Origin of the sequence: Metallosphaera javensis (ex Sakai et al. 2022) (assembly GCA_021654415.1) — an archaeon.
GTDB lineage: Archaea > Thermoproteota > Thermoprotei_A > Sulfolobales > Sulfolobaceae > Metallosphaera > Metallosphaera javensis.
Genome location: AP024487.1, coordinates 1,822,105 through 1,847,889, shown reverse-complemented (window position 1 = coordinate 1,847,889; position 25,785 = coordinate 1,822,105). Strand labels below are relative to the sequence as shown.

Annotated in this window: 28 protein-coding genes; 14 read left to right on the top strand and 14 right to left on the bottom strand. The window is 46.1% G+C overall.

Annotation, left to right across the window (positions count from 1 at the left end):
• Nucleotides 1-107 precede the first annotated feature (107 nt).
• From QVC96_RS10390 to QVC96_RS10380, 3 genes are all read left to right on the top strand, one after another.
• Nucleotides 108-3,035, top strand: coding sequence for a thermopsin (locus QVC96_RS10390; RefSeq protein ID WP_287689189.1), 2,928 nt, complete (start codon nucleotides 108-110; stop codon nucleotides 3,033-3,035).
• A gap of 697 nt (nucleotides 3,036-3,732) precedes the next feature.
• Nucleotides 3,733-3,978 (top strand): VapB-type antitoxin, encoded by a 246-nt coding sequence (locus QVC96_RS10385; protein ID WP_238026316.1) that lies wholly within the window; start codon nucleotides 3,733-3,735, stop codon nucleotides 3,976-3,978.
• Nucleotides 3,975-4,382, top strand: a complete 408-nt coding sequence (locus QVC96_RS10380; RefSeq protein ID WP_287689188.1) for a type II toxin-antitoxin system VapC family toxin — start codon at nucleotides 3,975-3,977, stop codon at nucleotides 4,380-4,382. Before QVC96_RS10385 ends, QVC96_RS10380 begins: the two co-directional genes overlap by 4 nt.
• A gap of 643 nt (nucleotides 4,383-5,025) precedes the next feature.
• Here QVC96_RS10380 and QVC96_RS10375 read toward each other — a convergent pair.
• The 6 genes from QVC96_RS10375 to QVC96_RS10350 are packed head-to-tail and all read right to left on the bottom strand — an operon-like array spanning nucleotide 5,026 to nucleotide 7,033.
• On the bottom strand, nucleotides 5,026-5,220 hold the full coding sequence (locus QVC96_RS10375; protein ID WP_287689187.1) for a hypothetical protein: 195 nt from the start codon (nucleotides 5,218-5,220) through the stop codon (nucleotides 5,026-5,028).
• Complete coding sequence (locus QVC96_RS10370) at nucleotides 5,213-5,551, bottom strand: transposase (protein ID WP_287688789.1); 339 nt, start codon at nucleotides 5,549-5,551, stop codon at nucleotides 5,213-5,215. Before QVC96_RS10370 ends, QVC96_RS10375 begins: the two co-directional genes overlap by 8 nt.
• Nucleotides 5,548-5,745, bottom strand: coding sequence for a hypothetical protein (locus QVC96_RS10365; protein WP_287688932.1), 198 nt, complete (start codon nucleotides 5,743-5,745; stop codon nucleotides 5,548-5,550). The genes QVC96_RS10370 and QVC96_RS10365 overlap by 4 nt, the downstream gene beginning before the upstream one ends.
• Nucleotides 5,717-6,205: a helix-turn-helix domain-containing protein gene (locus tag QVC96_RS10360; protein ID WP_238027283.1), complete on the bottom strand. Its 489-nt coding sequence runs from the start codon at nucleotides 6,203-6,205 to the stop codon at nucleotides 5,717-5,719. The genes QVC96_RS10365 and QVC96_RS10360 overlap by 29 nt, the downstream gene beginning before the upstream one ends.
• 35 nt (nucleotides 6,206-6,240) lie before the next feature.
• Nucleotides 6,241-6,750 carry a hypothetical protein gene (locus QVC96_RS10355; RefSeq protein WP_287689186.1) on the bottom strand — a complete coding sequence of 170 codons (510 nt, stop codon included), beginning with the start codon at nucleotides 6,748-6,750 and terminating at the stop codon, nucleotides 6,241-6,243.
• Between the two features lie 31 nt (nucleotides 6,751-6,781).
• On the bottom strand, nucleotides 6,782-7,033 hold the full coding sequence (locus QVC96_RS10350) for a hypothetical protein (RefSeq protein ID WP_287689185.1): 252 nt from the start codon (nucleotides 7,031-7,033) through the stop codon (nucleotides 6,782-6,784).
• 386 nt (nucleotides 7,034-7,419) lie between these two features.
• Between QVC96_RS10350 and QVC96_RS10345 the strand changes: the two genes are divergently transcribed.
• The 3 genes from QVC96_RS10345 to QVC96_RS10335 all read left to right on the top strand — a co-directional run bounded on the left by QVC96_RS10345 (nucleotide 7,420) and on the right by QVC96_RS10335 (nucleotide 10,293).
• Nucleotides 7,420-8,442, top strand: a complete 1,023-nt coding sequence (locus QVC96_RS10345; RefSeq protein ID WP_287689184.1) for a thermopsin — start codon at nucleotides 7,420-7,422, stop codon at nucleotides 8,440-8,442.
• A 40-nt stretch (nucleotides 8,443-8,482) separates the two neighbouring features.
• Nucleotides 8,483-8,839, top strand: coding sequence for a hypothetical protein (locus QVC96_RS10340; RefSeq protein ID WP_238026315.1), 357 nt, complete (start codon nucleotides 8,483-8,485; stop codon nucleotides 8,837-8,839).
• Nucleotides 8,840-9,276: 437 nt separating this feature from the next.
• Complete coding sequence (locus QVC96_RS10335; RefSeq protein ID WP_287689183.1) at nucleotides 9,277-10,293, top strand: AAA family ATPase; 1,017 nt, start codon at nucleotides 9,277-9,279, stop codon at nucleotides 10,291-10,293.
• Between the two features lie 83 nt (nucleotides 10,294-10,376).
• Here the strand turns inward: QVC96_RS10335 and QVC96_RS10330 are convergent, their stop codons facing one another.
• From QVC96_RS10330 to QVC96_RS10315, 4 genes are all read right to left on the bottom strand, one after another.
• Nucleotides 10,377-11,195, bottom strand: a complete 819-nt coding sequence (locus QVC96_RS10330; RefSeq protein WP_287689182.1) for a mechanosensitive ion channel family protein — start codon at nucleotides 11,193-11,195, stop codon at nucleotides 10,377-10,379.
• A 230-nt stretch (nucleotides 11,196-11,425) separates the two neighbouring features.
• Nucleotides 11,426-12,091 carry a 5,6-dimethylbenzimidazole synthase gene (bluB, locus tag QVC96_RS10325; protein ID WP_287689181.1) on the bottom strand — a complete coding sequence of 222 codons (666 nt, stop codon included), beginning with the start codon at nucleotides 12,089-12,091 and terminating at the stop codon, nucleotides 11,426-11,428.
• A gap of 179 nt (nucleotides 12,092-12,270) precedes the next feature.
• Nucleotides 12,271-13,380: a hypothetical protein gene (locus tag QVC96_RS10320; protein ID WP_287689180.1), complete on the bottom strand. Its 1,110-nt coding sequence runs from the start codon at nucleotides 13,378-13,380 to the stop codon at nucleotides 12,271-12,273.
• 81 nt (nucleotides 13,381-13,461) lie between these two features.
• Entirely contained in the window at nucleotides 13,462-13,599 is a 138-nt protein-coding gene (locus QVC96_RS10315; RefSeq protein WP_287689179.1) for a hypothetical protein, read from the bottom strand.
• A gap of 415 nt (nucleotides 13,600-14,014) precedes the next feature.
• On the opposite strand from QVC96_RS10315, the gene QVC96_RS10310 reads away from it, so the two are divergent.
• Complete coding sequence (locus QVC96_RS10310; RefSeq protein ID WP_287689178.1) at nucleotides 14,015-14,581, top strand: IS607 family transposase; 567 nt, start codon at nucleotides 14,015-14,017, stop codon at nucleotides 14,579-14,581.
• Complete coding sequence (locus tag QVC96_RS10305; RefSeq protein WP_287689177.1) at nucleotides 14,559-15,830, top strand: transposase; 1,272 nt, start codon at nucleotides 14,559-14,561, stop codon at nucleotides 15,828-15,830. Before QVC96_RS10310 ends, QVC96_RS10305 begins: the two co-directional genes overlap by 23 nt.
• Nucleotides 15,831-16,610: 780 nt before the next feature.
• Here QVC96_RS10305 and QVC96_RS10300 read toward each other — a convergent pair.
• The gene (locus QVC96_RS10300; RefSeq protein WP_287689176.1) at nucleotides 16,611-16,952 is read right to left on the bottom strand and encodes an ArsR/SmtB family transcription factor; all 342 of its coding nucleotides are present in this window, start codon (nucleotides 16,950-16,952) and stop codon (nucleotides 16,611-16,613) included.
• Between the two features lie 277 nt (nucleotides 16,953-17,229).
• Here QVC96_RS10300 and QVC96_RS10295 point away from each other — a divergent pair, with 277 nt between their 5' ends.
• From QVC96_RS10295 to QVC96_RS10275, 5 genes are all read left to right on the top strand, one after another.
• Nucleotides 17,230-18,549 (top strand): arsenic transporter, encoded by a 1,320-nt coding sequence (locus QVC96_RS10295; protein WP_287689175.1) that lies wholly within the window; start codon nucleotides 17,230-17,232, stop codon nucleotides 18,547-18,549.
• A 415-nt stretch (nucleotides 18,550-18,964) separates the two neighbouring features.
• Nucleotides 18,965-20,110 carry an ArsR/SmtB family transcription factor gene (locus QVC96_RS10290; RefSeq protein WP_287689174.1) on the top strand — a complete coding sequence of 382 codons (1,146 nt, stop codon included), beginning with the start codon at nucleotides 18,965-18,967 and terminating at the stop codon, nucleotides 20,108-20,110.
• Nucleotides 20,111-20,914, top strand: coding sequence for an ABC transporter ATP-binding protein (locus QVC96_RS10285; RefSeq protein ID WP_238026302.1), 804 nt, complete (start codon nucleotides 20,111-20,113; stop codon nucleotides 20,912-20,914).
• Nucleotides 20,911-21,588 carry an ABC transporter permease gene (locus QVC96_RS10280; RefSeq protein ID WP_238026301.1) on the top strand — a complete coding sequence of 226 codons (678 nt, stop codon included), beginning with the start codon at nucleotides 20,911-20,913 and terminating at the stop codon, nucleotides 21,586-21,588. Before QVC96_RS10285 ends, QVC96_RS10280 begins: the two co-directional genes overlap by 4 nt.
• Nucleotides 21,589-21,864: 276 nt before the next feature.
• A complete protein-coding gene (locus tag QVC96_RS10275; RefSeq protein ID WP_287689173.1) occupies nucleotides 21,865-22,761 on the top strand; it encodes an isocitrate lyase/PEP mutase family protein in 897 nt (298 codons plus the stop codon).
• Here QVC96_RS10275 and QVC96_RS10270 read toward each other — a convergent pair.
• On the bottom strand, nucleotides 22,745-23,149 hold the full coding sequence (locus tag QVC96_RS10270; RefSeq protein ID WP_287689172.1) for a PIN domain-containing protein: 405 nt from the start codon (nucleotides 23,147-23,149) through the stop codon (nucleotides 22,745-22,747). The genes QVC96_RS10275 and QVC96_RS10270 overlap by 17 nt on opposite strands.
• Nucleotides 23,133-23,360: an AbrB/MazE/SpoVT family DNA-binding domain-containing protein gene (locus QVC96_RS10265; RefSeq protein ID WP_238026298.1), complete on the bottom strand. Its 228-nt coding sequence runs from the start codon at nucleotides 23,358-23,360 to the stop codon at nucleotides 23,133-23,135. The genes QVC96_RS10270 and QVC96_RS10265 overlap by 17 nt, the downstream gene beginning before the upstream one ends.
• 159 nt (nucleotides 23,361-23,519) lie before the next feature.
• Here QVC96_RS10265 and QVC96_RS10260 point away from each other — a divergent pair, with 159 nt between their 5' ends.
• Nucleotides 23,520-25,025 (top strand): AMP-binding protein, encoded by a 1,506-nt coding sequence (locus QVC96_RS10260; protein WP_238026297.1) that lies wholly within the window; start codon nucleotides 23,520-23,522, stop codon nucleotides 25,023-25,025.
• On the opposite strand, the gene QVC96_RS10255 is transcribed toward QVC96_RS10260, so the two are convergent.
• Complete coding sequence (locus QVC96_RS10255; protein ID WP_238026296.1) at nucleotides 25,000-25,764, bottom strand: SDR family oxidoreductase; 765 nt, start codon at nucleotides 25,762-25,764, stop codon at nucleotides 25,000-25,002. The genes QVC96_RS10260 and QVC96_RS10255 overlap by 26 nt on opposite strands.
• Between the last annotated feature and the right edge of the window lie 21 nt (nucleotides 25,765-25,785).

Sequence of the window (25,785 nt, the reverse complement as noted above, 5' to 3'; positions counted from 1 at the left end):
ATCTTTAGAAGGATATAGCTTCAGATCACCTAACTTATTCAAACTCGTCAAAATTGAGCAATGATTAATGGGCAAAATTAATATAGAATAACTTACTCTTACTATTCATGAGATACTTAAAGGGTATAATTCTAATGACCTTCCTACTGCTTCCAGCACTCATAACTACTGGGGAAATTGGTAATTACTTTCACTCCAATAGTGAAATAGGTTTAGTTGGTAATACGCAGAATCTTCAGCCTGGATCTTATACCTCTGAACCGGCCCCTATGGGAATTGCAGATTACGGGGTTGGACCCAATGGGGACTATTCCTATCACACCACACAATTTTTAGGACAGGTTTACATAAACAGCCTACAGGCTCATAATCCGGTGGGATCTACCATCGTTACTTTCCAGCTTAATGTAGTGCTTAACTATAAATATAACGGGGTAAGTTACGCCCTATGGGTACAGGACGTCGCGCGGTTTAATACGATAAATAATAATATTTATTTTATAGATAATATCTGGAATTATAGTGCACCATTTGGTAACGTTACATCACTTCAAGGAAATGGGCAGTATGGTAACTCTACTGGAAATGGATACCCCTCGCAAGTTTTCTATTATGATCGCTCTTATGATCAAGGATCTTTCGTTACCCTATCACTTCCTGCGTCATTCGATCTTCTCGTGAACGTCACTACCAATAATCTTGGCCAACCGGTGATTTATTTCTGGTATAATGACGGTTACGGGTGGGTAAACTATGATACGGTCACCGTCACCAATGTCCGTGGTGCTTCTAACGTATATTTCGAAGTAAACGGAAGTGCCCTCACAGGAAGTGGTAACTACTATGATGCTGAACTTGATCTAGCCGGACCTGGGGGAGGGTCAACAACCTACATTGATCAGGCTAACGTCGATTTACTCTTATTTTACTGGAACGGGCATAATTTCCAGGAGGTCATAAATGCGTATAATTACGGTTCGGATACAGCGGAAACGTCATCCAACCTGCAAGTCCTTTATTATTATTATCTATTTTCTGGCCTCCCAACAGCGTATATAACTACTGGACCTGGCACTCTGGGACCGTTGTGGAATACATCCGACATTACCTGTTTGACCGTAAATACGGGACTAAACCAGGGATATGTTCAAATCTATAATGATGATTATTCCTATCAATACGCCCAAAGGTATGGAAATCTCTACCCATTCCAGGGAGGATCGGCCACATTCACCCTAGAGCCTTACGTTAACTATTCGGTCCTTGTCTATAACACCAACGACCAGCTGGTGGGAGAGGCTAACGTGATGGCTCTGCCTGGCTCCGTAACCACCAGTGTCACTCAGTTTAATGTAATAGTACCTCCAACCGTAGATATGTCGCTAGGACAGACAACCAACGTACCGGTTCAAATTCAGGCCTACGGGTACGTTACTCTTCAGGTCTCAAGTCCATCTCAGACCAGAACATATACCTTACATGTGAACGGTCAGACCACGTTCAACATTCCCGTTGAGGCAACCACGTCAGGCTCCTATCAACTGGAGGTTAATGCTACATTATTTCCCGGATTTTCAGTCGTGAAATATGTAACGATTAACATTGCACAGCCTCAAGTTTACTCCGTGACGGGGTCCTACTCCGTCAATGGTCAAACGCCTCCCTCTACACCCATGATAACTTTCACCTTCCCTAATGGTACTAAGGTTACCGAGCCTCTCAATAACCTGAACATTAAGGTGCCATCTGGCACTACCTATTCAGCCTCCAACATAACCGAGGGAGGCTATCGATGGGTTGCCGTCAATGGTCAGGGGGAGATATCGGGCTCAACTGAGCTATCAATCACCTACTATGAACAGGTTCAGATAAGCTTCCAGTATCAGGGGCCCGAGGTTCCCACAGTGAGCTATTATTATCTAGGGAATCTGAGAACTGCAAAGTTACCCACTACCCTGTGGGTAGATTATGGCACCAACTATGAATTTCCTCAAATTCTTTCCAGCAATGGAGGGGAACGAGTAATTACATATAACTATCAGGGATCAGCCACCTCTCCTAACACTGTCACCGTGACCTATTATCAACAGTATTATGTTGATGTCTCTTCAACCATTCCAGTTTACGCCATGGTTAATGGTCGCAACGAGACCTTGAGTTCAGGCTGGTATAATCAATCATCCGCCATAGACATAGAGAACATTCCATACTATGTGGCCACAGGGGAAAGGGAGGTGATTGGCCATGTAACACCTTCAACCTCTCTCACCGTTAACTCCCCTCTTAATGTTACCATTACTCCGGAGGTACAATACTACGTTCAGGTATCGTCTCCCATACCCGTGTACGCTCAAATAGGATATGAAAATTCAACTCTTCAATCGGGCTGGTACAATCAAGGAACGTTGATACAGGTGGAAAACATCACCTACTATCCATCTCCCAATGAAAGGTATGTAATAACATCAATAACCCCTTCAACTATAACAGTGAACCAACCGGAAACTATCACAATATCAACCGTTATTCAGTATCGACTTATCCTGAACTCTCCAATCCCCACATATGCATTGGTTAATGGTCGCAACGAGACCTTGAGTTCAGGCTGGTACGACGCCGGGACAATCATAAACGTGGAAAATGTGACGTATTACGTTAACCCCACGACAAGAGAACTTGTTACCGGAATCTCTCCTGCAACTCTGACCATGAATGGTCCTGCAACCATATCGGTTAAAACAACTAAACAGTATTTAATTCAGATTAACTCCCAATATCCTGTGACCATAAACGGAGTTCAGACCAACAGCGAATGGGTAAATGCCGGATCCACTGTCACATTGAATGCTAATTTACCATTCTACTTAACTGGAAGTTTCACCGGAACAGACGTAGTGGGACTGGGCGGGAGCATCATGGTAGATCAACCAGTTCAAGAGACTTTGCAGACCTCGATAAGTTCCGTGTTTCTAGGGATTGTTATTGTCGCAATTGCGGTAGCAGGTGCAGTATTAGTGATATTGAGAAGAAGATAGTCAATATATTCAAGGTTTCACCAAGAGGATTATTAAGCAGATAAAAATTCACTAATTTCACTTTTTTATAGGATTTGGTTTCTGGATTGTGCTCAATTACATTCATGAGAAAATATTTTAGAAACATTAAAAAAACTGTAGTATATTCGGTGAGCCACATTCAGGTTTCCCCATTGGAAATATACTCTAGTCTCTCTATTTCTTATAATTCAACGAAGGATTAGTTAGGGGAGATCATCCTGATTGTGTCCCTCTCTTCTCATCATCGAGAACTTCACGCTTGTCCTTCTGAGCCTCTTGGTGCTTCTCCACTCTCAACCACAACCAGGACCTGTCAAGAGTCTTCACCTAGCATGTCTCCTCCTTTTCACGCTCTTACCTAGCTCGTGTCTCGCGCTAATCTCGTTCGCGTCCTTCAAATACAGTTCCTCTATCAACAGGTTTGTGATTCAGTGCTTAAGAAATACGGAGAAGAACGTGATGCGTGTAGAGTCCTTGGGGAATTGATACGATAATTCTTTGGTTAGATTACGCATGCTATGGCATCGCGTTCACCTTAAACCACTACAGAATTAATAGATTGAGTTTGATCAACCTCACGTATATTAATTAAATTATAAGGAAAGCCCGAATGGCCTATTCTCTCACATCTTATGTGAAACTTTTATATGGTGTACCTACGTATTATACGCGTAATATGTCAATTACTCTTACAATAAAGGTGAGGAGAGAGGTGGCCAATCTAATTAATAAGCTTCTGGAATTGGGCATTGCCAAAACTAAAAACGAGGCTGTTAATCTCCTCATAGAGTATGGCAAGGCGGAAATTGAAAGAAAGTTGAGGGAGGAAGAGGAGGTTAGGAAGCTAGTTGATAAGTGGTTAAGGGAGGGTTTTCCATACGAGGGATTGGATACCTCAGATTTAAGGGAAGAGAGAGCATGAATTACGTGGATACTAATGTTATTCTTTCTTTTGTTGAAAAAGATAGTAACCATGATAAAGCAAGAAAAATTTTGGAATTTGATAATTTAATAACGGGAGAAATCACTTTGATTGAGCTTAGCTCGTTCTTTTCCAGGAAAATTAAGGATCGTGTGAGGGCAAAAGCCTCAATGTTATATGCGATTCAGGCCACGAAAGTAAGGGTGATTGAGATCGATAATAACGAGCTAATCAGGAAATCCACTGATTTATCCACTAGACTACAACTCAAGACACTTGATGTTTTGCAGATAACTTCCGCCTATCTTTTAAAAGCTGAGAATTTTCTCACGTTCGATAAGGATATAATCGGTAAAAAAGACCTGATAGCACATGAAGTTGGTATAGAAATAATAACGGATTAAAAATAGTAATTTCATTCTGATACTATTTCATCTAAGGTAACGGGGCCGACTTAGGTTTCGTGATGCGAGTTTTACATCCCCCTAGCACTTTCCTGAAAGTCTCTTCAAGTCCATTTTACCTAAGTGTCTTTCAGTTCCATTACTATTTTCTTACAACTAAATTTCACTTTTAAGCTCAAGCCATTATACATCTATGAACAAGTTCCATTCCTGTACGAAACTTTCTTGAAAAAATCTCACTCCGTTAAAACCCGCAAAGCACTACCCCCTATTCAACAGGATAACAATAGGATCACCCTGATCGTGATCCTCTCCGTCACACATAGTAACTCCGTGCTCATCTAGTAAGCCTCACCCTTCTCTCTCAACTGCAACCGGGAACCCTAGTAAGCCTCCACCCTACCTTTCTCTTCCCTACCCTAGAGTGTCTGGTGTTACCTCGTTACCTTCCATCAACGTTAAGGCCTCGAGAGAGTGTCCGGATTGCATAAAATTCGGCCTATTTAACTAAGAAGCATAAAATTAATTACTTGTCTCAAGCCGACACCTTGAAAAAGGATTAAATAGTTCTATACAGTTTATATCGACGATTCTATATTAACAGGTCATTAGCATCCAGCACTACCCCTCACGTCCCAGGACGTTAGGGGAGTTGGACCGCTCGCAGTTGAGGAGGAGTCCTGCGCTGAATGGACAGGAAGTGGACCATGTTGTACGTTATGGCCATCATGTAGATGAAGGCCTCGTTTCTAACCTTGGTCTCAGCGTAGGGCCTCCAGTGCTGCTTAAGGAAGATCCCGAAGTGCTCCACTAGTACTTTGTGGAAGTTTTTATCCATTGTTTTCTACCTCTATTTCATCTAAATCCAGATATTGGACCACATCAAGATTAAACTGATCGTGATGTTCCTCGAAGAACCTCCTCACCTCCTCCCTTGCCTCCTCCACGTTGTTGAAGAACCTGTTCGCAAGGTGGAACTTCAGGTCCTTGAAGATCCTCTCCACAGGGTTTAGCTCTGGCGAGTACTTTGGGGTGAAAACGGGTCTCACTCCCCTTCTCCTGAACAGGTCCAGGATAGCCCCCGTCTTGTGGGAGGAGTGGTTGTCAAGGACGAGGTACTTGGTCTCCCTGCCCCACTTCCTCTCCATCCTGTAAACGAAGCTCTTCATGTTCTTGCTGGAGAGTTGTAGAGGGCGTACAGCACCTTCCTTGAAATGGCGTCAAGGGCGAGGAAGACGTAGAAGTGCTGGAAGCCCAGGTTCACCCTGATCCTGGGCCTGGAACCCCTCCTGGCGAGGCACCTCCTCACCGTGGTGCCCACCACCACCCTTGTCTCATCGAAGAACGCTATCCTGCGTCCCATCAGTTCCTTCACTTTTTTTAAAATCGCGGTGCTTCTCCACCTCGGCCCTGGCGTTCACCGGCCTGGGCGTCACGAAACCGTACCCCAGCTGGTGCACTACCCTGTAAAGGTGATACCTATTGTAAACTATCCCCCTCTTCCTCAGCTCAGCGTTCAGCGCCCTCATGGTCCACCCCTCCAGGTTGTATCCCAGCTCCCTGGGACTTGTCTCCAGCACCTTCTTCACCTCCTCGCTGGAGTACTTCCTGGGCCTACCCGACCTTGGCCTATCCCTCAACGCTCCGACCCCTCCCCTCTTGTACTTCGCGACCCACTTCTTCACCGTTGAGTACGAAACCCCGAGGACCTCGGCCACCCTGTACTCCCTGAACCCGTCCACGAGGTACATCTTCACCCCCAGTATTCTCTGCCTTATCCTAGCATTCTTTTCCTCCCTGTAAGCCTTCTCTAATTCCTCCACATTCTATATTAGTAATACCAAGATAAAAACTTTACCTAAGTACTAACGTAGGGGCGAAGGTACTTCCATGGACCGCGGGGATGGACGAAGGTTCCGCGTTCTTTGAAGCCCCTGTCCACAAGCTTAAGTCCCCTTCTGGACAGCCTACATCTAGCGTCCGAGAAGTTGGCGAACTCGACCTCAAGTCCGTGGACGAAGAGGGCGGGCGAGACGAGCGGGAAGACCTTTAACCCGAAGTACGACCTCGACCGCTTCTTGGTCCACCTTCCCTGGAACCTCCTTCTCGTCCTGGCCCTCAACTTAGCCCTCACGAAGGCCTTCAACTTCTCCACTTGCCCAAGGTTTACAGCGTCAAGCCTGTACTTCTCCATCATGATCTCCAGGCTGGTCTTCCCTGGAGGTAAATCCAGGAGGAAGGAGTCAACGAGCCACTCAACTCCCTCGTAGAGCGCGCTAGAAGGTAAATACACGGTTCTGCACTTGGCCTCAAGTTCGCTCGCTATCTCCCTGAGCAGGTCCCTCCTAACCCTCGCGAACCTCTCCACGAAGTGGAACAGGGTGGACTTCCCAACGCGTTCACCAACGAAAAGCCTTTATTACGTCCGTGTTCACCAAGTTCACCGCGTCCCTCAGGGAACAACAATACACTATCATGACCACCAGCAACTTGAAGTAGGTGAAGCTCCCCGGTATCCTCCTCTCCACCCTCGGCCTAACCATCTCCACCACGGGCGTTAGGAGGAAAAGGATTTTATCCCTGAAGGGCATATCCTCTACCGGGGGAACGGACATCACCACGTATTGTGGTTGGATAATCTTGGAGTTCATGGTATGATGTCCGTTCTCCCCCACTTAAGTATTACGCCACGATTCTACAGAAGTTCTATAATCTCCAAATATTTTCTCGTAGAATTTTTCTCAGTCAGGACACTCTCTCAATAGGTTCACGAACTGGTAGCCTGAAAACACAGGACGCAGTGTATATCCGCCTTTATGGAGCTAATGAACTGTGCACTATATTCTGAATGCGATATCACGTTCCCTTAAACCGTTATCGAAAATCATGGATTAGTTTTGTTTTTGATCATATCGTGTATATTAACTAATTACTATTCACAAATGAGAACTGAATATCCCTAAGATCGATCTAGTGTAAGTCTGAGTGTGTCCAACATATAGAAACATTAAAATAATGGAACAAGTTGTATCATACAATGTTTAAGTTTAAAGCGATGATCCTCCTGGTTATCCTGTTCCTTCCATCATTTTTTGTTGCTGCAGTTCAGCAGTCTCCCATCTTTTTCCCTCCAGTTCACGGTAAACCTCAGCCACGCGGAGAGTACGTGAATCCTTTCCTTTACTACACTTCGCCTCCAGCTCCCTCCGGGATCGCATCCTTTGGCCTCTACAACTACTCAGGTAAGGTAACACCATACGTCATAGAGACCTCCAAGGTACTGGGTTACGCCAACATAACCAGTCTGCTGGCTTACTACAAGCAGGCCAGGAAATACGGGGTCAATCCCTACTCAGCCACCCTGCAGATGAACGTGGTACTGCAGGTTAACACGACTCAGGGAACCTTTGCGTACTGGCTTCAGGATGTTGGTAGTTTCCAGACCAATAATGATCAGGTTACCTTCATTGATAACATCTGGAACCTCACTGGGAACCCCTCCACCCTGTCCTCCTCCGCTGTATCTGGAAACGGAAAGGTTGCTTCAGCGGGAAGCGGTAACACGTTCTACTACGACGTTGGGCCAACCTTTGCCTACTCCTTCCCGTTCTCCTATGTGTACGTTGTAAACACTTCGTACACAAGTAACTCGGTCACCATATGGTTCGGGTACCAGATCTTGCAGGGAAGTCAGGTCACCCCTGTTCAGTACTATGACAAGGTTACCATATCCCAGCCCGGGATAAAGTCGGCCCAAATTACCGTTAACGGTAACGTGTACACCCCAGACGGGCTCTACTACGATGCGGAACTGGTGTGGGGAGGTGGCGGAAATGGTGCGCCAACTCAGTTCACACATCTCAACTCCACCCTTGGACTGTACTACCTGTCCAGCACGGGTAGCGTGACTCCAATACCCTCGCTGTACACCTTCGGTTCTAATACTGCGGAGAGTGCCTACAACGTTCACGATACTCTGTTGAACGGCGTGCCAGACAGTTACGTGGGAACGGAGGAGCTCACACTCCTCACCAATAACTTCACAGCGATCCTCATCTAGATTATTCAAAAGTTTTTATCCTGATTTTCGAGTAATTTTTATGCCAAAACTCCTTTTCGTGGTGATGAGTGATCCCTCGAGCCTCTCTGAGTCAATTAAGGCAGCCCACGCATTTCACTACGCCGTTGAGCTGAGTCAGAGGGGGAATGAGGTTCTGGTCTATCTGGACGGACTAGGAACGAAAATACCCATCGCGGAGAGCCCATACAGGGGATTAAGACCTGCATTCGAAGAGGTGGTGAAGAGGGGTCTCCTCCTTGGGGCTTGCGGGTATTGTGCGTCTCCTCCGCACCTGAACATAAGGGATAAGCTCAAGGTAAAGCTGTTGGGGGACGAGCACGATCATTACGCCTTTCAGGACCTGGTGGAGAAGGGATTCCAGCTGGTAATTACGTGAAACGAGAGGGTCAGTTAAAGTTAGCTCATGAGCTCAGGCTGACTCAAGGAGTCCTAACTTGACAAACCAATTGGAGGTATCCTATGTTGTGCATTTAAGAGCCTTTGACGTGAAATACACAACAAACTGAGCTAGGCCCCCAATTCGCTAGTAGTTTTGATTAATTTTTATCCTCTGGCATGGGCACCGTTCAGAGAGAACTGGGTAAAAACTTACACAAAGTAATAGCGTGGAACAAGTTACCCTATCACTGAGGGAAGGGAGTTGAACCCTTATTACTTAGTATCCCCAAAGTTACTTGGGAGGGGGTAAGTTTAGCCCTATTTGATCCTAGACCAAAAAGATCATTGAAAGAAGTTTTTGACAGGGAAAAGGAGATTGAGCAGTTAAAGGGATCTCTCGATTCCCCATTGATCCTTCTCTAGGGTCTCAGGAGGATGGGGAAAACTACTCTCATCCTCTCGCTCCTAAACAGTCTGAGAAAAAGATACATATTCCTTGACTCCAGGTCCTTCGAGTCCAGGGAATACATTGCATATAAGGATTTCCTCTCCGTTGTGGAGAGGGAGATTAACGGGAAAATCAAAAGATTTCAGGGGTTGGAGAAATTCCTCTCAAGGGTGAGAGGGGTCACCGTGACCGGGTTCTCCATCTCCCTATCCTGGGATGGGGAAAACAGGGTAAACTTCACGGATCTGCTGGAGAGGATCAATGAGTGGGGTGAGGAGAGAGGAGAACAGGTCTTTGTGATCATCGATGAGGCCCAGGAACTGATCAAGCTGAGGGGTTACAGTCTACTTCCCTCCCTCGCCTACTCCTATGATCATCTGAGCAATCTGCATCTCGTGGTTACCGGGTCGCAGGTAAGGGCATTCTCTGGGTTCCTGAAACTGGAGAATGAGGAGTCCCCACTGTACGGGAGGGCATACGTTAAGGTAGAGCTAGGGTCCTTCGACAGGGATACCTCAGTTCAGTTTCTGAGGAAAGGATTTCAAGAGCACGGAATAGAGTTCAGCGGTGGGGAAGAGGTGTATGAGGAGCTGGGAGGTAACCCGGGCTGGCTAACCTTTTACGGTTACATCGCGGTAAAGAGGGGATTTGACGGAGCACTGGAGGAGACCAAGAAGGTGGCTAGGAGACTCCTTCGCAGGGAGTTCCTGAATTTCCTGAAGGAGGGGAATAGGTTAGGATCCAGGGAGAGATATGAGAGGGTTCTGAGGACGTGTAAGCAGGGATGCACATGGAGCGATGTAAAGGGTTCACTGGAGGCCCTTGAGGGAAGGAAAATAAATGATGCCACAGTCCTGACAATAATTAACAACTTAATGGATTACTCATTCCTCGTGAAGACTGAGCGGGGTTATGAACTGGCTGATTGGGATAAACGAAAAGGCTCTGATCCCTATTCTTGTGGTTGCTGTGGTAGTGGCAGGTTGCTCTCCGAGGTTCCGTAAAAAGAGAAGGGTAGTGTGGAACAGGAATGTGTCGCCCAGTGAAGACCATCATCTCCCTGGGGTCCCTAGGAAAAAAGAAGGATTTACCTTGACATCTCGGACGCAAGCCTCTTGGCGTATGCATACACCAGGGGTATCAGGAGTAGTCCGAAACCTATGGCCAGTCCCCACGCCAGGATCTGCAAAACCCCGGTAACGTTGGCAAACGGCTGGGTAATTATGGCGACAGCAATGAGTATGAACACGGTGTAGAGAATGAACCTTCCATACGATACCAGAGTGGTGGCGTTGGGATCAGTCCTTGAGATTGTGTCGAAGGCCTTATCCGTGATGGTGAAGGCGAACATGAGGATCACAGACGCCAGGATGACATCGTAGAAGAGGTATGGGCTAATACTTGGTATCCAGTAGAATATCGCAAGTGTTGCAGCCACGGTGATGATCACGGCATATATTCCGAACCTGAGCACTGAGAAAATTGTCTGTATGAATGGATCACTGCTGTTCATCTGCTTCATCATGTAGTCAATGAGAATGTTGACCAGGGAAAGTCCCAGCGTGAGCAGGAGGATTGCCCCAGCCAATGCCGGTAAGTATCTCGCCACCTCTGCGACGTAGACCGTTGCAGGTCCCAGATTTAGCACGGATAGCGCGACCGCCAGCGCTAGCAGGATTATGAGGGCCTTCACCACACCGGGTACCAGATCACTGCTTATGGCTGAGGAGGGTCCGCTCATGATCCTTGGCAGTATTCTCCTTATCACGGTAGCCACAACGTTGGCAATGATGTATCCTATAATCACTATTATGACAAATAAAATGATGGATGGTATTGCATTAACAAATTCAGTTCCTAATTGACTTAGAGATTGGGATATTGTTTGGGCTTGGGCTATTATCATTGTGAGATATAAATGGGGGTGTTAGTTTAAATCTTATTGTTTCCTTAAATTGTTAAAAGTAAGGAAGTGAAGGAAAATGATGGAATAGGTCGTGGTGTAGTTGGACTTGCATAAATTCGTCCTAGACGTTATGACTTCTCATTGAATTCCTTGAAACTTAAGATACGCATGACGACAGTATGGAATAGGTGAAGAAATTAAGTGGATTTGATGCGCATTTTCTCGCGTTCTCAGAGTCTGACATCTTTCAGGCACCTAATCAAGTCATCGTTGGGTTTCCTACCCCAGGCATCCTGAAACACTAGCTCTGAGAGGGACAGTCTGCTGTTCCACCCCTTCTGCTCAAGCTCAGGCTTCTCAGGGAAGAAGGTCACATATCCCATGGTCAGGTAAGCCACCAGGTCTATCTCCTTGGGGATACTCAGTATCTCCTTCACCCTCTCCTTATCTAGGAAACTTACCCAACCCACCCCGATGTTTTCGGCCCTAGCTGCCAGCCAGAGGTTTTCGATGGCAAGAACAACGCTGTACTGACACGTTTCAGGCATGGTTATTCTGCCCAGAACGTGTGGTCCAAATCTGGAGCAGTCCGCTGTTACCGCCAGGTTGTAAGGAGCTTCCATGATACCCTCAATCTTGATAGTGTTGAAGAGGGATCTTCTCTTCTCGTCTAGGAGCCCCGCGTATCTGGCCCTCTGTCTCTCTGCCTCCTCCTTCACCTTCCTCCTGACGTCAGCGTCCTTCACTAGGATGAAGTTCCATGGCTGAGAGTAACCCACCGAAGGAGCCAGGTGAGCTGCTAAAAGGATTTTGGATAGCACCTCGTTGGGGATAGGATCGGGTTTGAAGTAACTCCTTATATCCCTTCTTCCCTTAATCGCTTCGTAAAGGTCCATATGGATAGAGTATCCAGGAGCTTAAATTGGTTTAGGAAGAGTTAGGTTTGTGTTATCCCTTCAGAATTTTCCCTGGTTTTTCACCACCTGATCGCGATCAACCGGAGTGTAGTAGAAAGGTTCGCAGAACGAGGTTGTAAAGATTCGGAAAACCTCGCCCTTCAGGGCAAGATAGCTCACTATTCTACCTTATGGAATTTAGGAATGAAGACGCTCTGGCTGGGATTAGACCCCATGAGTTTGGCTTTAACTTTTCTCACGTTGTCCAACATTTTTTGCGTGTCTATCGTCCATCTACCATCTACGGTGAAATGCTCGTATGGGATTGATGCAGCTAGCAGATACTTAAGCCGAGGTTCGAAGGGATGAATCATAATGTCTGCATCAACGTGGTATTTGTATTTTAATTGAGAGATATATTCTAGTATCTTTCCAGAAATCGAGTTTTCTAAAAAAGCGATACCGAAATAGGTATTTTTGCCAAGTCGATGAACATGAGTTAGTGTAGGTATCCTAGTTAATTCTCGTAGAAATTCTTCATTCTTGTCAAATATAATAGATAATCTAGTCTGATTCTCGCCGTTAAGTCGTATGCCAAATGCAGTGATTAGTCCTTTTCCAATCACATGTTCTTGATAATGTTTCAAAACAGTTTTATATTTCACATTAATTAAATTTGCTATCTGCTTAAGTGTTAGGTAATTTCTTTCCTGTTTCTTGCCAATTATTTGTAGATCTACCCAGTCAGGTTCAAATCCATCGCTCAAGTCAGGGAAGTAAACAGGCTCTCTAGGTTCCACCAAAAACTGGTCTTTGTATCTTCTAAGTTTAAAATCATAAGTGGAAAAGTCATACGTAAACTGTATGCTATCTTCTGTGTCGTAAAGGCTAGTTACCTCTAACATATTACGATTTTCTAGCTCATTGAAAACATTTATTATATCCTTCTCAAATTTAGGAGGAATTATCAGAGTTATGATTAATTTATCATTGAATATCTGGTCCCTTCCAATGAATGCCGTAAAACCATCAAATATCTCATATATATCCACAAGTTCTATTCTTGGATCAGCGTTCACTAATGTAAATATAGCTTTCAGTCCGAGCGACCTATATCTAGGTATATATGATGTATATAGAGAAAATTGCTCTTTAACTAGTTTTATTACCGAGTCCGCATTTTTCATCTTCGCTAATGCACCAAGTATTTTAGGGTTCAAGTCTCCAAATCGCTGGATGTACATAAGAGCCTTAGATATATCCGCATCATCCGCAATAATCCTTGACATCAATTGTATCTGTTCTCTAACACTCTAATAAACGTTACCTTGAGAATTAAACACATACACATAGAGTTTTACTCACAACTTCTAGTATCCTCCTAAGTTTCCTGAGGATATTCCTGCATGTATAATGACTCCGTGACTGGCCAACAGCAACGCGGTGGCTGCTGCTCCCATCATGGCTAACTTGATTACGAGTTGTGTTTGGATTGGATTTAACCTCATTTTTGTTCAATTTTATATTCTCCTGTACATCTTATTATTTTTTCTATCCTAATACTATAGAAATGCAATTTAATTCACAAAGACCGCACGAGAAAACTGTACATTTTTAAGTTGTTAACGTGTAGCATTAATCATGTTTACAGCATAATCTTAAACACAGAGGCGTATTACGATATAAAAGCTTTTATATATACTTGCTTTCCCCTGGGAAATCTTAATTCATTAAGATATCCTATCCAGCTCACGCATATATGAATTCGCTAGATTTTTTCTAACGTGTTTGAGGTTGAAGCGATCATGTCGTGGAATATTTTGCTAACTAGCTCATGAGGGCCTCTCATTAGCATACAACGCCGTTGAAAACTGTTTCCGCTAAAGCGTGAAGTTTAAATACTTTGTATACAAATCAAATACAATGCTGAGGCCCAAGGAAGTTTGCCAGAGACTGGGAATCTCCTACAGAACATTGCAGGAATACGTGAAAAAAGGGTACATAAAACCAGAGAGATTGCCATCTGGGAAAATGAGATTTCGGGAGGAGGACGTTGAGAGATTGGCAGGAATAATAAGGAAAAAGAAAGTGGTACTTTACGCTAGGGTGTCATCAGACGCACAGAACGACCTGGTGAATCAAGTGAACTACTTGAAGGAAAGGGTTCCGGAACACGACCTCGTTATCACTGATATGGGATCTGGATTGAACATGAAGAGGAAAGGGTTCCAGAAACTACTCAGAATGATACTAAACAACGAGGTGAGCAAGGTAGTCGTGGCTCACCAGGACAGGCTGGTGAGATTCGGATTTGAGATACTTGAGGAGGTGTGTAAAACACACGGTTGCGAGATAGTGGTGCTCGAAAAAGAGGATCCAGAACAGGAACTAATTGAAGACTTGATCAGTATCCTAGTCTCGTTCTCTGGCAGAACGAGAGGTCATGAGCGTGAAAAGGTGAAGAAATGTGTTGAAGAACTTAAGGATTGAAACATTCATACCACAAGAAAAAGAATACATACATTTAACGTATGCGATAAGAAATGAGGAGGAAAGAAGCAAAGAACTAATTCGTGCCTACGTGAACTTACTAAACAAGGGAATAAAGTACGTGTTCAACAAAGTTAACGTGAAGAATGGAAGAGTAGAGTTACCAAAAAAGAAGGAAATATACAAAGAGTTAAGAGAATACTTAATGACCCAAAACGCGCAAGGACTGGCAAAACACTACGTTGACCAGGCAATTCACGACGTATACTCTATCCTTGACTCCTGGAGGAGGAGATTTGAGAAGGGGAGAAGCAAGTTCAAACCACCGCTTGTGAAGAAGGGTTACGTGAGGGTGAAAACCACGTTGAGGAAAGTCCTCGGTAAGAGCGTGAGGATAACCGTGAAACCACACGAGTACATCACCTATTCTTGGGACGGAAGCTGGTTCTCTGAAAGAGTGGAAGGAATGGAGTTAACAGAACCGGTGATCAAGGAGGATAAAGTGTACTTAGTGTTCAGAAAAGAATCACCAACAACCACGCCACCTGAAACTGTAGCATTCGATTCTAACTTGTACTCCTTGGACGGTTACGATGGCGAGAAATTCATCACGATCTCTATGAAGCAACTTTACTCCTTGAAGTATGTCATGCAAATCAAGAGGGCTAAGGTACAGTCAGTTGCCTCTAGAAAGTTGAAGGGTGGCAAGAGACTGATGGAGAGGTACTCTCATCGCGAGAGGAATAGGGTTAACGATTTGCTTCACAAGCTGGCTAACTTCATTCTTGAGCTATACAATAATCATGTTCTGGTCTTCGAGAGGTTGAATAAGCAAGGTATGTTCGATGACGCCAGCGAATCCTTATCACGTAAGCTTTCAAGGACTGTCTGGAGGAAACTGGTTGTCGTGTTGAAGTATAAGGCTCCCCTATACGGTTGTAGAGTGGTGGAGGTGAACCCGCACCTCACATCCAGGTCTTGCCCCAGATGTGGATGGGTTTCCCGAACGGTTGGCAGGACCTTCAGGTGCGGGAGGTGTGGGTTCGCAATTGATAGGCAGTTCAACGCGTCACTTAACATCATGAGGAGGTTTCTGAACAGGTTTAACCTCAAGATGTGGGGGTTTCCTCACCGTGAGGTGAGTGGGGTTATCCCCCTAATGGGAGTGAGAAGGATGAGCGGTTCAATCCGCGACTTCGGTGAACTCCAAGGGTCGAGAATTGAATACAAAGTACATGAAATTCAATGAGACCCAAACCCCTTCAATCGTCTAAATTAGTCCTGTTATTCATAATGTCGTAAAATTTGCATAAATATGGTTTGTGACTTTGCATTGAACTCCTTGAAAATTAAAATATGTCAACATGACTACGCTATGCTGTTTTCCACTTGAGATGAATGAGCATAGTGGGACATAAAATTAAGCTGGAATATTCCCTGAAAATCCACTCAAGTTTCCACTTATACTCTCTTGCTTCTAGGCCAATAAGCAACAAATTTTCCTAACATGAATGTCATCGCTCACCTATTCACACTATTTCATTTGGGTACAAACTTCCCGAGGGGCATCTCACATGGTGATCTGGTTTGCCCTTACGGACGAAGCATCCCTACCACGCGAAGGGGATTTCCCGCTTCTTAGCCGAGCCTCGATCCCCTCCATTCACAGCAAAGGTTCCGCAGAACGGAACCCATCCTTGACCCACGTGTGGGAGGGTTACGGAGGTTCATGGCTCCACAGGTTATCAGGCAGTCCCAACTCTCATCCCTACCAGCACTTTCGTCCCTATAGGGAGAGATAGAATTTTGAACGCAATAATAAAATTTTTTCCTACAGGAGGCTATCCATCCCCAACCTTCTGGAGGACTTTCACCCCCTAACCACAAGAGTTGAAGCGTCGTGACACATAGTTTAAGGAAAGTTTCAAAGACCACATTAACTGGACCTAGCTCGGTTTGTTGTGTATTTCATGTTAAAAGCTCCTTAAATACACAATTTGGGTAGCCCTATTCTCACCACGACCAGCACTCAAATCTTACATCTGTTATTTTCGGCTACCCTTTCTCCTCTCTTCAGTTCCACCGAGACATCAGGCAGGTTCTTCAGGATCTCCAACAGAAGCGGAAAGGGTTCAGGATTTAACGAGTAGTAGACCCACTGAGCTCTTTTCCTTTCCCTCACGAGATTTACCGATCTCAGCTTAGCCAAATGCTGAGACACGTTTGACTGGGATAGGTCAAGAATGGAGGAGATCTCACACACGCAAAGCTCCCTTTCGCTGATCAGCTTAAGGATATGAAGACGGGTGGGATCGCCCAGGACCTTTAAGATGTTAGCCATTTCGTCGATGTCGTAATTTTTGAGGCTCATTATATTAAACAGAGAGCTCCAGCTCTTAAACGTGATTACAGGACCTATCAAGGCTACTCCGGCATGATCTGAAGGTACCTCATCAGAAACTAATGATTGATCAAAGAGAGTGACGAGTTAGGGGAGACGGTTCATGGGATAAATTTTCATGCATTTCGATATGTTCAGTCCACCATGATTCATGTCACACTACAACGCGGAGATATATTAGAATATTAGAATATACTCATAGATAATAAAACCTCTTTATGAAAAATCTACAATAGCCTTTATAATCTTGAGCCACAAGCAGAAAACCAACGCGTTTGAGGTGTTACCCACGCATCTGTTCATTGTCTCCCTGGCCATATTCTTCGTGACTCTTCTTCTAGTTTTGACCAGGCCCAGAAATCTCGGTATAGGCTACTCAGCTTCCCTAGGAGCCATACTGAGCCTTCTCCTTGGAATTACCACGCTTCACGATCTTGTCATAGTGTGGGGAATAGTATGGAACGCCACATTCACCTTTATTGCGGTGATCATCGCGTCCCTGATATTTGACGAGGCTGGATTCTTTGAATACTCCGCGATAAAGGTGGCCAAGCTAGCTAAGGGAAGGGGCGTCCTCCTCTTCATATTCATCATCCTCCTGGGTTCAGGGATATCCGCAGTCTTCGCAAATGACGGAACGGCCCTAATCCTCACGCCAATTGTTTACTCTCTCCTTATTAGGGTAGGAATGGACGAGAAACACGTTATACCCTTCATTATGGCCACAGGTTTCATAGCGGATTCGGCTAGCTTACCTCTTGTGGTAAGCAACCTGGTTAACATAGTCACGGCAAGCTACTTTTCCATATCCTTTCTTGATTACGCGAGGGTGATGGTCATCCCCGACCTAGTTTCTGTGGGAGCCAGCGTGATCCTGTTGCTGACCTATTACAGGAGATCCATTCCAGCTCGCTATGACCTCGAGAATGTGGGGGATCCCAAGGGCGTGGTCAGGGATCCCCTGCTGTTTAGGCTTGCCTTGCCCACGATAGCGGTGCTGATAGTGGCCTACTCACTGGGAGGCCTATACAACGTTCCAGTGGCTCTTGTTGCTGTTCCTACAGTGGCAGTTATCTTTCTTGTGGCTAGAATCAATCGTAAGATTGATACCAATTCGGTTCTGAGGGGAGCTCCCTGGCAGATTGTCATTTTCTCTCTGGGAATGTACGTGATAGTTTTCGGTATGGGAAGGGAGGGACTCACCCATTATCTCCTGATGATTTTGAATAGTATTGTTAGTTTTGGAAATCCTGCCTCAACTCTTCTTGGGGGGTACCTGTTTGCCATGATAGCTGCAACCATGAATAATATGCCGTCGGTGATGATAGGGAACCTAGCCCTGAGTAAAATGACGAATCCTGTAACCTTAATATATGCCAACGTGATCGGGAACGATATAGGGCCAAAATTTACGCCCATAGGATCTCTGGCCACCTTGCTTTGGCTTTTCATGCTTGAGAGGAGAGGAGTCAAGATATCTCCATGGTATTATATGAAGGTGGGTTTCCTCCTCGCTTTACCTGTTCTATCCCTTACCTTGCTCTCCTTGTGGTTTGTCTTAAATTGATGAAATATAAGTGATCCCTTGTCATACACGTTAGACCACACACGATATTAAGATGCGCTCATTAAGTCCGAAGGCCCTTACGCACCATATCAGAAACTAGGGAGCTCTGCCCTTCAGGGCAGGGTAGCTTATCCCATGCGATTTACAGAAGCCCAATCGTTACGTGATGTCCTGAGCATCACTGAAGGAGGCCCTTTTCAAGAAGGAGAAGAATATAACTACAATCGGAACTAAACTGAAAAATACTAGTAAGTGTTAAATTCATGGGCAGGGTCTGAATAGACTATTTTTGAACTCTGGAAAACATCCATAAATCTTCATTCTATCACAAAATATTCGTTGTCAAGGGGTAAATTTTTCTTTACTAAATAGAAAATTACGAAAAACTTAAATGTGTAGTTATTCTTGTAAATGTATGGATATATTCGAAGCCATATCAAACGAGACCAGGAGGAGGATACTCCAGTCTCTATCCTCTCCTAAGACCTTCTCTGAGCTGGCGAACGAGCTTGGATTGGACAGTCCCAGTCTCTCCTTCCATCTCCGTAAGCTGGATGGATTGGTAACCAAGAACGAAGAAGGGATATATCGCCTGACAGATGACGGAGTTAAGGCATTAAACCTCATCTCCATGATTAACGCGGGAGAGTCGCGTCTCTTTCCCATGGTGGTAGAGTACTTGAACTACGTGAAGGTAGACAACGAACTTCTAATCAAACTTAGAAAAGAGGGGAGAAAGCTGGTCATAAGGAACGTTAGAAACCTAGATCTCTCTGAAGTAAATTCGTCTTTACTTAATGAAGTCCTAGAGGTCATAGAAAACGTGGACAATCTATCATGTTCTAACGAGACCCTATCACTGGTGAGGGACAGGATTAAGGGGAAATATAACCTGCAAACCCAAGGGGAAGAGAGAAACTTGAACACATCCGAACCCGAGTCACCCCTAAGTAATTTCCTCTCCTATGTGACTTCAAGGCTACCTAAACTGAGCAACTTGCACGTGGTTTACGATGATCGGATTCCTCTCTCCAATAGGCTTGAAATAAACCTGAATGGCGGATTGGTTAAACTTCTCAAGGGCGAGCCTCACCTCTTGGCGCAGTGTCATGATCTGGGAGATCTTGACTTGTCCCAGGGGACGATCAACGCCGACGGTTGCAATCTCAACGTCTCCTATCCGGATCTTGATACCTTGGAACTGGACATTAATGGAGGAAAGGCGACAATTCAGGGACTGAAGGTAGACTCTCTCAAAGCGGATCTGGCTGGAGGATTGCTCCACTTGGGTGTCCATACGAGAGCGTGTGAGCTGAGAATAGATGGAGGGAAAGTGGACGGGAGGCTATCCTATCCCGTCACGGAAAGCTCGCTCTCCTTGACAGTGGAGGGAGGCATTGTTGAGCTTTCGCTCTCTCTACCTAGAGAACTGGGAATAATCACCTCCTCCTCCACTGACTTGGGTTTGACCACAATCCCTAGGTCACGCCCTGGAAAGGTGAACTTGTCAATCTCCACGCAGGTTCAGGGAGGATTGGTTAGGATCAGGGAGAGTGATTAGATGTCGCAGATAGAGGCAAGAGATATCTGGAAGAGCTACGGTAAAAACGTGGCTAACCAGGGTGTATCCTTCACCATTAATGAGGGCGAATTCGTGACTTTCCTAGGCCCCAATGGCGGTGGGAAAACCACGCTCATGAGGCAGATTTACGGAGAGCTCTATCCCGATAGGGGAGAACTTCGCATCATGGGAGAGAAACCGCAGAGGGCGCTCAAATTTATGGGGGTAGTACCTCAGGAGGGAAGGCCACTGGACTCGCTAACCGCAGAGGAGCACGTCACATTACTGGGTAAGCTGAAGAATCTGTCAAGGGAGGAGGCCAGGGCCAGGGGAAGGGAACTTCTTCAATCCATGGGAATAGACCCCAGGGCGAGAGTTGACAATCTCTCAGGAGGTAACAAGAGGAAAGTCCTGATCATCTCTGCCATAATCTCTAACCCCAGGGTGCTGATACTGGATGAACCCACAGTGGGCTTAGACCCTGAGGCGAGACGAGACGTCTGGAATTACCTCCTGGAGATGAAGAAGGATGGAAAGACCATTATACTCACCACTCATTACCTGGAGGAGGCGGAGACTCTGTCCGACAGGATTTACTTTCTGAACAAGAAGATACTCCTGGAGGGAAAGGTGTCAGAAATAAAACAGAGATTCTCAGAGTATTACGAGGTTACGAACGTGGATACGGGAGAGAAGCATTATGTGAAAAGGGAGGAGTTGAAGGAGTTTCTGGGAAGGGCAGACTTCAGGTTTGAGGTAAGGCTTCCCTCGCTAGAGGAAATCTACATGAGGTTATTCCAATGAAGTTCTTCACTCTTGTGGAAATCTACCTAAGGCAGGTACGTTTCTATATCTTGACCACACTGTTTTACCTTCTCTTCTTCCCCATTGCTCTCATACTCAACCTACCCAGCCTGAACACCCTGGTGGGTACCCTGACCCTTTACATTTTTCTGGATGGGTTCCTATCCATTTCACAGCAGATTTCGTTCATGAAAACGGAGGGACAGTTGACTCTCCTTTACGTGTCTGGATCGCCCAAGTGGTTAACAGCGTTCTCCCTGGCATTCATCACCTTGGTAATATCCATTCCCCTGGTGGTGTTAATAACGGTGATATCTAGAACGGCGGTGTTGTTCAGCCTAAATTGGGCCTATCTCATGACGACCCTAGTCCTCTCGTTAATAACTTCCATAGTGCTGGGGATGGATCTGGGATTGGCTCTCGGACAGAGGCAGGTTAATCAGCTGTCCCAGGTTTTAGGGCTTGGGCTCTCCTTCTTTGCCCCAACCTTTGTTCCGTACTCCGCACTGCCAGTTTACCTTCAGGTCCCATCACTGCTCGAGCCCACGACCTACGTTGCGCAGGCCCTAAGATACGATCTGGGAGGAAGTTTCTCTTGGGAGTGGAATCTAGGAGTTGCAGTCTTTCTCGTGATAGGGGTCTTGATCTATTTGAGGGTGAGTAGGAGACCATGATAAAGTATACCTTTTTCCGGATTTTAACATGATAAAACATTCTTCAAGAAAGTTCGTGTAGAAATGAAAATGTCCATACACTATCATCACAATTAACCTCTAAAGTAAAATTTTCTCATTAGGCAATTGGGATATAACTGAAAGATTTTTAGGCAAAATGGGCTTGAAGAGATTTTCAGGGGAGTAACAGGAGTTTGAGACAATATTAGTATTTGATGCATTGTCTCGTTCCCCAGTTTACCCAAAATTGATTTTTGTCCTCTTCATATCTACCTCATGTCTCGACTTTTAAAGGAGAAGGTGAACGGTCCACGCAAGTTAAGGGAACTCCTCTCTTCAAGGGATGTCATTCTGGCACCTGGTGCATTTGACGCCCTATCTGCCAGGCTGGTGGAGTCAGCAGGATTTGAGGCCGTCTACATGACAGGTTTCGGAACTTCAGCGGGACTTCTGGGTTACCCGGACGTCGGTCTCCTGACCATGACCGAGATGGTGGAGAACGCAAGAAGGATTGTGGACGCTGTGAATATCCCAGTAATTGCCGACGCAGATACAGGTTACGGAAACCCAATTAACGTGATAAGGACTGTTCAGGAGTACGAGAATGTGGGAGTTGCGGGAATTCACATTGAGGATCAGATCTTTCCTAAGAAGTGCGGTCATATCTCGGGAAAGGAAGTGGTATCCGTTGACGACATGGTTCAGAAGATCGCTGCAGCGAAGGACGTGAAATCCAGGGACTTCCTTCTCATTGCCAGAACTGATGCCATAGCAGTTGAGGGCCTTGATTCAGCTCTGGAGAGGGCAAAGGAATATTACAGGGCCGGGGCCGACATGCTCTTCGTGGAGGCGCCTGAGTCCATGGAACAGATTGAGACCATTTCAAGGGAATTGAAAGGTATTCCCTTACTTTTCAATTGGGCGGAGGGAGGAAAAACCCCTCCTGTCTCCCTGGAGGACCTGAGGAGGCTGGGGTTTAAGTTGATCATATTCCCCGTGAGCACCCTGCTGTCTGCGACGTCGGCCATGAAGAGTGTGCTGGATCAAATCAGAAGAGATGGCACACCTCTCAACGTAATGGATAAGCTTTACCCCTTCAGGGATTTCCTCTCCTTCATAGGGTTGCCAGAGGTGCAGGTCCTGGAAAAGAGATATGTCACACGTAGGGAGTGAGGAGAATGGAGTCCTGTCTAACCTTGAGGATTTCCTGGTTTGTGGTGACCACTCTGGAACCCAGCTCCATGGAACTAGCAAGGAGATAGGAGTAGCTTAGGGAGAGTGTCCTGTACTTCTCCCTGAGTTTAATTGCCTCTCTCACTATCTCTTGGGATAAGGGAACGATCTTGATGGGCGAATCGAGGATAAGGTTTAGTTTAACTTCAGTGTAGGTTAAACCATGAATCCTTCTGTAACTGTCTAGGAACTCCCCGAGATTCATGGTTAGCAGATAGGCCTCGTACTCACCTGAATAGATCCCCTCCATTATCTCCTTGGATTTCTCGTTCAATCCGGAGAAATACACAGAGAAGAATCCAGAATCTAGGCTAATCTTCTCCCTCATCCTTTCTCCTCTCGTGAATTAACCTGAGAGTTTCCAGCCCCTTTACCCTGTCATCCACACTGAAAGCGTCTAGGAGGGTTAGTTTGGGACGTAGGATTATTGCCCCATCCTTGACGGAAACCTCAAGTCTTGAACCCTCCCTAATCTTTAACTCATCCCTGATTTCCCGTGGGATCACCACTATCCCTTTCCGATAAACTTTGAGCTCCATAATCTCCCTTGGATAAACTAGTTGAAAAGTTTAACCTCACGTGTTGGGGCCACGAATCCTCTCTCCCCGTTTAGGAACTGTGTATTCGCTAGCCAGGTTTATCCATGTAGTTACATTTTATGCGTGAATAAATATTAACATGCTTTCGTTCTCTATTTTATGGATTCCACCATTATGGATTACGAATTGACCATAAAGTCCATTTTCTGGAGGATTGAGAAGCTCTATGGGAACAGGACAATCGTATCAAGGTTCTCATCTACCAGGAAAACGTACACTTACTCCGAGTTCGCCCAGCGAGTAAGAAAGACCATAACGTTCCTTCGTCAGAACGACTTGGCAGGAAAGAACGTGGCCTCCGTGGCGTGGAACACGAGCAGACATCTTGAACTGTATTTTGCGGTCCCCCTAACCGGAGGAGTTCTCCATACTGTTAACGTGAGATTTCATCCAAGCGAGATGGAGTACGTCATAAGGGAGATGCAGGACTCGGGGGTATTCATGGATGAGGACATTCAGGCTACCTTCAATGTGAAGACCTTTAAGTTTAACCAGGACTATGACGAGATTGTGGATTCCCTGACCCCAGCTTCAGAACTTCCAGATCTTCAGGAGAGGAGCGGGGCGGTGAGTTGTTTCACCTCAGGCACCACGGGTAAGCCCAAGGGTGTCATTTACAGTCACAGGAGCATCTTCATTCATTCCCTCTCCCTTCTAGCTGGGGACGTTCTGGGCCTCTCCTCAAGTGACGTGGTGATGGATGTCGTGCCCATGTTCCACATATCGGGGTGGGACATACCCTTTGCTTCCCTAATGACCGGGGCCAAGCTCGTGTTACCGGGGATAAGGCCCAGGCCCAGGGACCTGGTGGAGCTGATCAGGGAAGAGGGGGTAACCGTGGCTGCAGGCGCGCCCACTGTCTGGATCGACGTAATGAACTATGTGGAGAAGGAGGGGGAGGACCTTGGAAAGCTCAGGACCGTGGTAATGGGAGGAGCTGAACCGCCCAGGGGGCTCATGGAGAGGATGAGGAAAGTGGGGGTGAGAACTTATCATGCGTGGGGAATGACTGAGACTGAGGCAATAGCCACGGTGAACAGGAGCGAGGATTTGGACGCTCTGACCAAACAGGGTTATCCCATATTCGGGTTCGAAATAGCCCTCTTGGACCCAGAGGGAAAGGAGCTACCTTGGGATGGCAAGACAGTGGGCGAGCTGGCAGTCCGTGGTGCCTTCGTCACAGGGAGGTATTTCAAGGGAGACAGAACCTTCACCTGGTTCAGGACGGGAGATGTAGCAACTGTGGACCCGGACGGCAACGTGAAAGTTGTGGATAGGCAGAAGGACCTCATCAAGAGCGGAGGGGAGTGGATAAGTAGCGTTCAGCTTGAAAACGCCATAATGTCCTTTAATAAGGTCTTGGAGGCTGTGGTGGTTGGAGTTCCCCACGAGAGGTGGGGTGAGAGACCCGTAGCCCTAGTAGTGACCAGAGAGCCCACAAGTCCTCAAGAGATCGTGGATTACCTGAAGTCGTTGAGGGCCTTTCCAGACTGGTGGATACCGGATAGGATAGTGTTCGTGGACTCCATCCCCAAGACCAGTACGGGTAAACTTGATAAGAAGGTGGTGAGAGAGGAGGTCAAAAAACTCCTACAGATCCCTTGAGAGATTCCCCCGCATCAAGGGAGATAACCTGCCCCGTCATCCCCTCTACCTTGATAATGGAGAGAATGAGCTGGGCCACGTCCGCCGGATCCAAGATTCTACCTGTCAGCGTGAACCTCTTGGCGTAATCCTCCTCGCTCATCCCCCAGACCCTTGGGAGGCTCTCTCCCAACCTAGTTCTTACTAGCCCAGGGGCCACAGCGTTAACCCTGATCCTGGGTGCCAGTTCAAGGGCCATATATCTGGTGAGGGAAATGACTGCCCCCTTCATTGCACCGTAAATGGACAATCCCTTGAACGGCATAATTCCCGCCAGGGACGCTACGTTCAGGATCTCACCTCCTTCAGCGATATGTGGTGACGCAATCTTAGAACAGTACAACACGGACTTGAAGTCCGTCTGAAAGTGCTTCTCCACGATCCTGTCGTCCACCTGCAGGAATGGTGAGTATATTCCCACTCCAGCGTTATTCACCAGAACGTCAAGGCGACCAAAACTTGAAATTGCGACGTTCACCAGCTCCTTACATCCCTCTTCCGTGGAAACGTCCGCCAGTACTCCTACCACCTCCCCACCTCTCGACCTTATCTCCTTGATTGTCTCCTCCATCTCATCCTTTCCCTTCTTCGCATTTACCACGACCTTTGCATCCTCAAGGGAGGCCCCTATTGCAACCTCCCTACCTATACCTCTCCCGGACCCCGTCACCACGAAAACCTTTCCCTTAAGCTGGTACATAATGTAAAGTGGAGAAGGGAT

Excerpts from the sequence above, each read along its gene's own strand:
- QVC96_RS10370 (WP_287688789.1), bottom strand. The coding sequence starts at position 5,551 with ATGAAGAGCTTCGTTTACAGGATGGAGAGGAAGTGGGGCAGGGAGACC.
- QVC96_RS10255 (WP_238026296.1), bottom strand. The coding sequence starts at position 25,764 with ATGTACCAGCTTAAGGGAAAGGTTTTCGTGGTGACGGGGTCCGGGAGA.
- QVC96_RS10330 (WP_287689182.1), bottom strand. The coding sequence starts at position 11,195 with ATGATAATAGCCCAAGCCCAAACAATATCCCAATCTCTAAGTCAATTA.
- QVC96_RS10265 (WP_238026298.1), bottom strand. The coding sequence starts at position 23,360 with ATGGAGCTCAAAGTTTATCGGAAAGGGATAGTGGTGATCCCACGGGAA.
- bluB (WP_287689181.1), bottom strand. The coding sequence starts at position 12,091 with ATGGACCTTTACGAAGCGATTAAGGGAAGAAGGGATATAAGGAGTTAC.
- QVC96_RS10280 (WP_238026301.1), top strand. The coding sequence starts at position 20,911 with ATGAAGTTCTTCACTCTTGTGGAAATCTACCTAAGGCAGGTACGTTTC.
- QVC96_RS10390 (WP_287689189.1), top strand. The coding sequence starts at position 108 with ATGAGATACTTAAAGGGTATAATTCTAATGACCTTCCTACTGCTTCCA.
- QVC96_RS10285 (WP_238026302.1), top strand. The coding sequence starts at position 20,111 with ATGTCGCAGATAGAGGCAAGAGATATCTGGAAGAGCTACGGTAAAAAC.
- QVC96_RS10345 (WP_287689184.1), top strand. The coding sequence starts at position 7,420 with ATGTTTAAGTTTAAAGCGATGATCCTCCTGGTTATCCTGTTCCTTCCA.
- QVC96_RS10260 (WP_238026297.1), top strand. The coding sequence starts at position 23,520 with ATGGATTCCACCATTATGGATTACGAATTGACCATAAAGTCCATTTTC.
- QVC96_RS10270 (WP_287689172.1), bottom strand. The coding sequence starts at position 23,149 with ATGAGGGAGAAGATTAGCCTAGATTCTGGATTCTTCTCTGTGTATTTC.
- QVC96_RS10375 (WP_287689187.1), bottom strand. The coding sequence starts at position 5,220 with ATGGATAAAAACTTCCACAAAGTACTAGTGGAGCACTTCGGGATCTTC.
- QVC96_RS10335 (WP_287689183.1), top strand. The coding sequence starts at position 9,277 with ATGGGGAAAACTACTCTCATCCTCTCGCTCCTAAACAGTCTGAGAAAA.
- QVC96_RS10290 (WP_287689174.1), top strand. The coding sequence starts at position 18,965 with ATGGATATATTCGAAGCCATATCAAACGAGACCAGGAGGAGGATACTC.
- QVC96_RS10275 (WP_287689173.1), top strand. The coding sequence starts at position 21,865 with ATGTCTCGACTTTTAAAGGAGAAGGTGAACGGTCCACGCAAGTTAAGG.
- QVC96_RS10320 (WP_287689180.1), bottom strand. The coding sequence starts at position 13,380 with ATGTCAAGGATTATTGCGGATGATGCGGATATATCTAAGGCTCTTATG.
- QVC96_RS10380 (WP_287689188.1), top strand. The coding sequence starts at position 3,975 with ATGAATTACGTGGATACTAATGTTATTCTTTCTTTTGTTGAAAAAGAT.
- QVC96_RS10300 (WP_287689176.1), bottom strand. The coding sequence starts at position 16,952 with ATGAGCCTCAAAAATTACGACATCGACGAAATGGCTAACATCTTAAAG.
- QVC96_RS10310 (WP_287689178.1), top strand. The coding sequence starts at position 14,015 with ATGCTGAGGCCCAAGGAAGTTTGCCAGAGACTGGGAATCTCCTACAGA.
- QVC96_RS10315 (WP_287689179.1), bottom strand. The coding sequence starts at position 13,599 with ATGAGGTTAAATCCAATCCAAACACAACTCGTAATCAAGTTAGCCATG.
- QVC96_RS10365 (WP_287688932.1), bottom strand. The coding sequence starts at position 5,745 with ATGGGACGCAGGATAGCGTTCTTCGATGAGACAAGGGTGGTGGTGGGC.
- QVC96_RS10340 (WP_238026315.1), top strand. The coding sequence starts at position 8,483 with ATGCCAAAACTCCTTTTCGTGGTGATGAGTGATCCCTCGAGCCTCTCT.
- QVC96_RS10385 (WP_238026316.1), top strand. The coding sequence starts at position 3,733 with ATGTCAATTACTCTTACAATAAAGGTGAGGAGAGAGGTGGCCAATCTA.
- QVC96_RS10350 (WP_287689185.1), bottom strand. The coding sequence starts at position 7,033 with ATGAACTCCAAGATTATCCAACCACAATACGTGGTGATGTCCGTTCCC.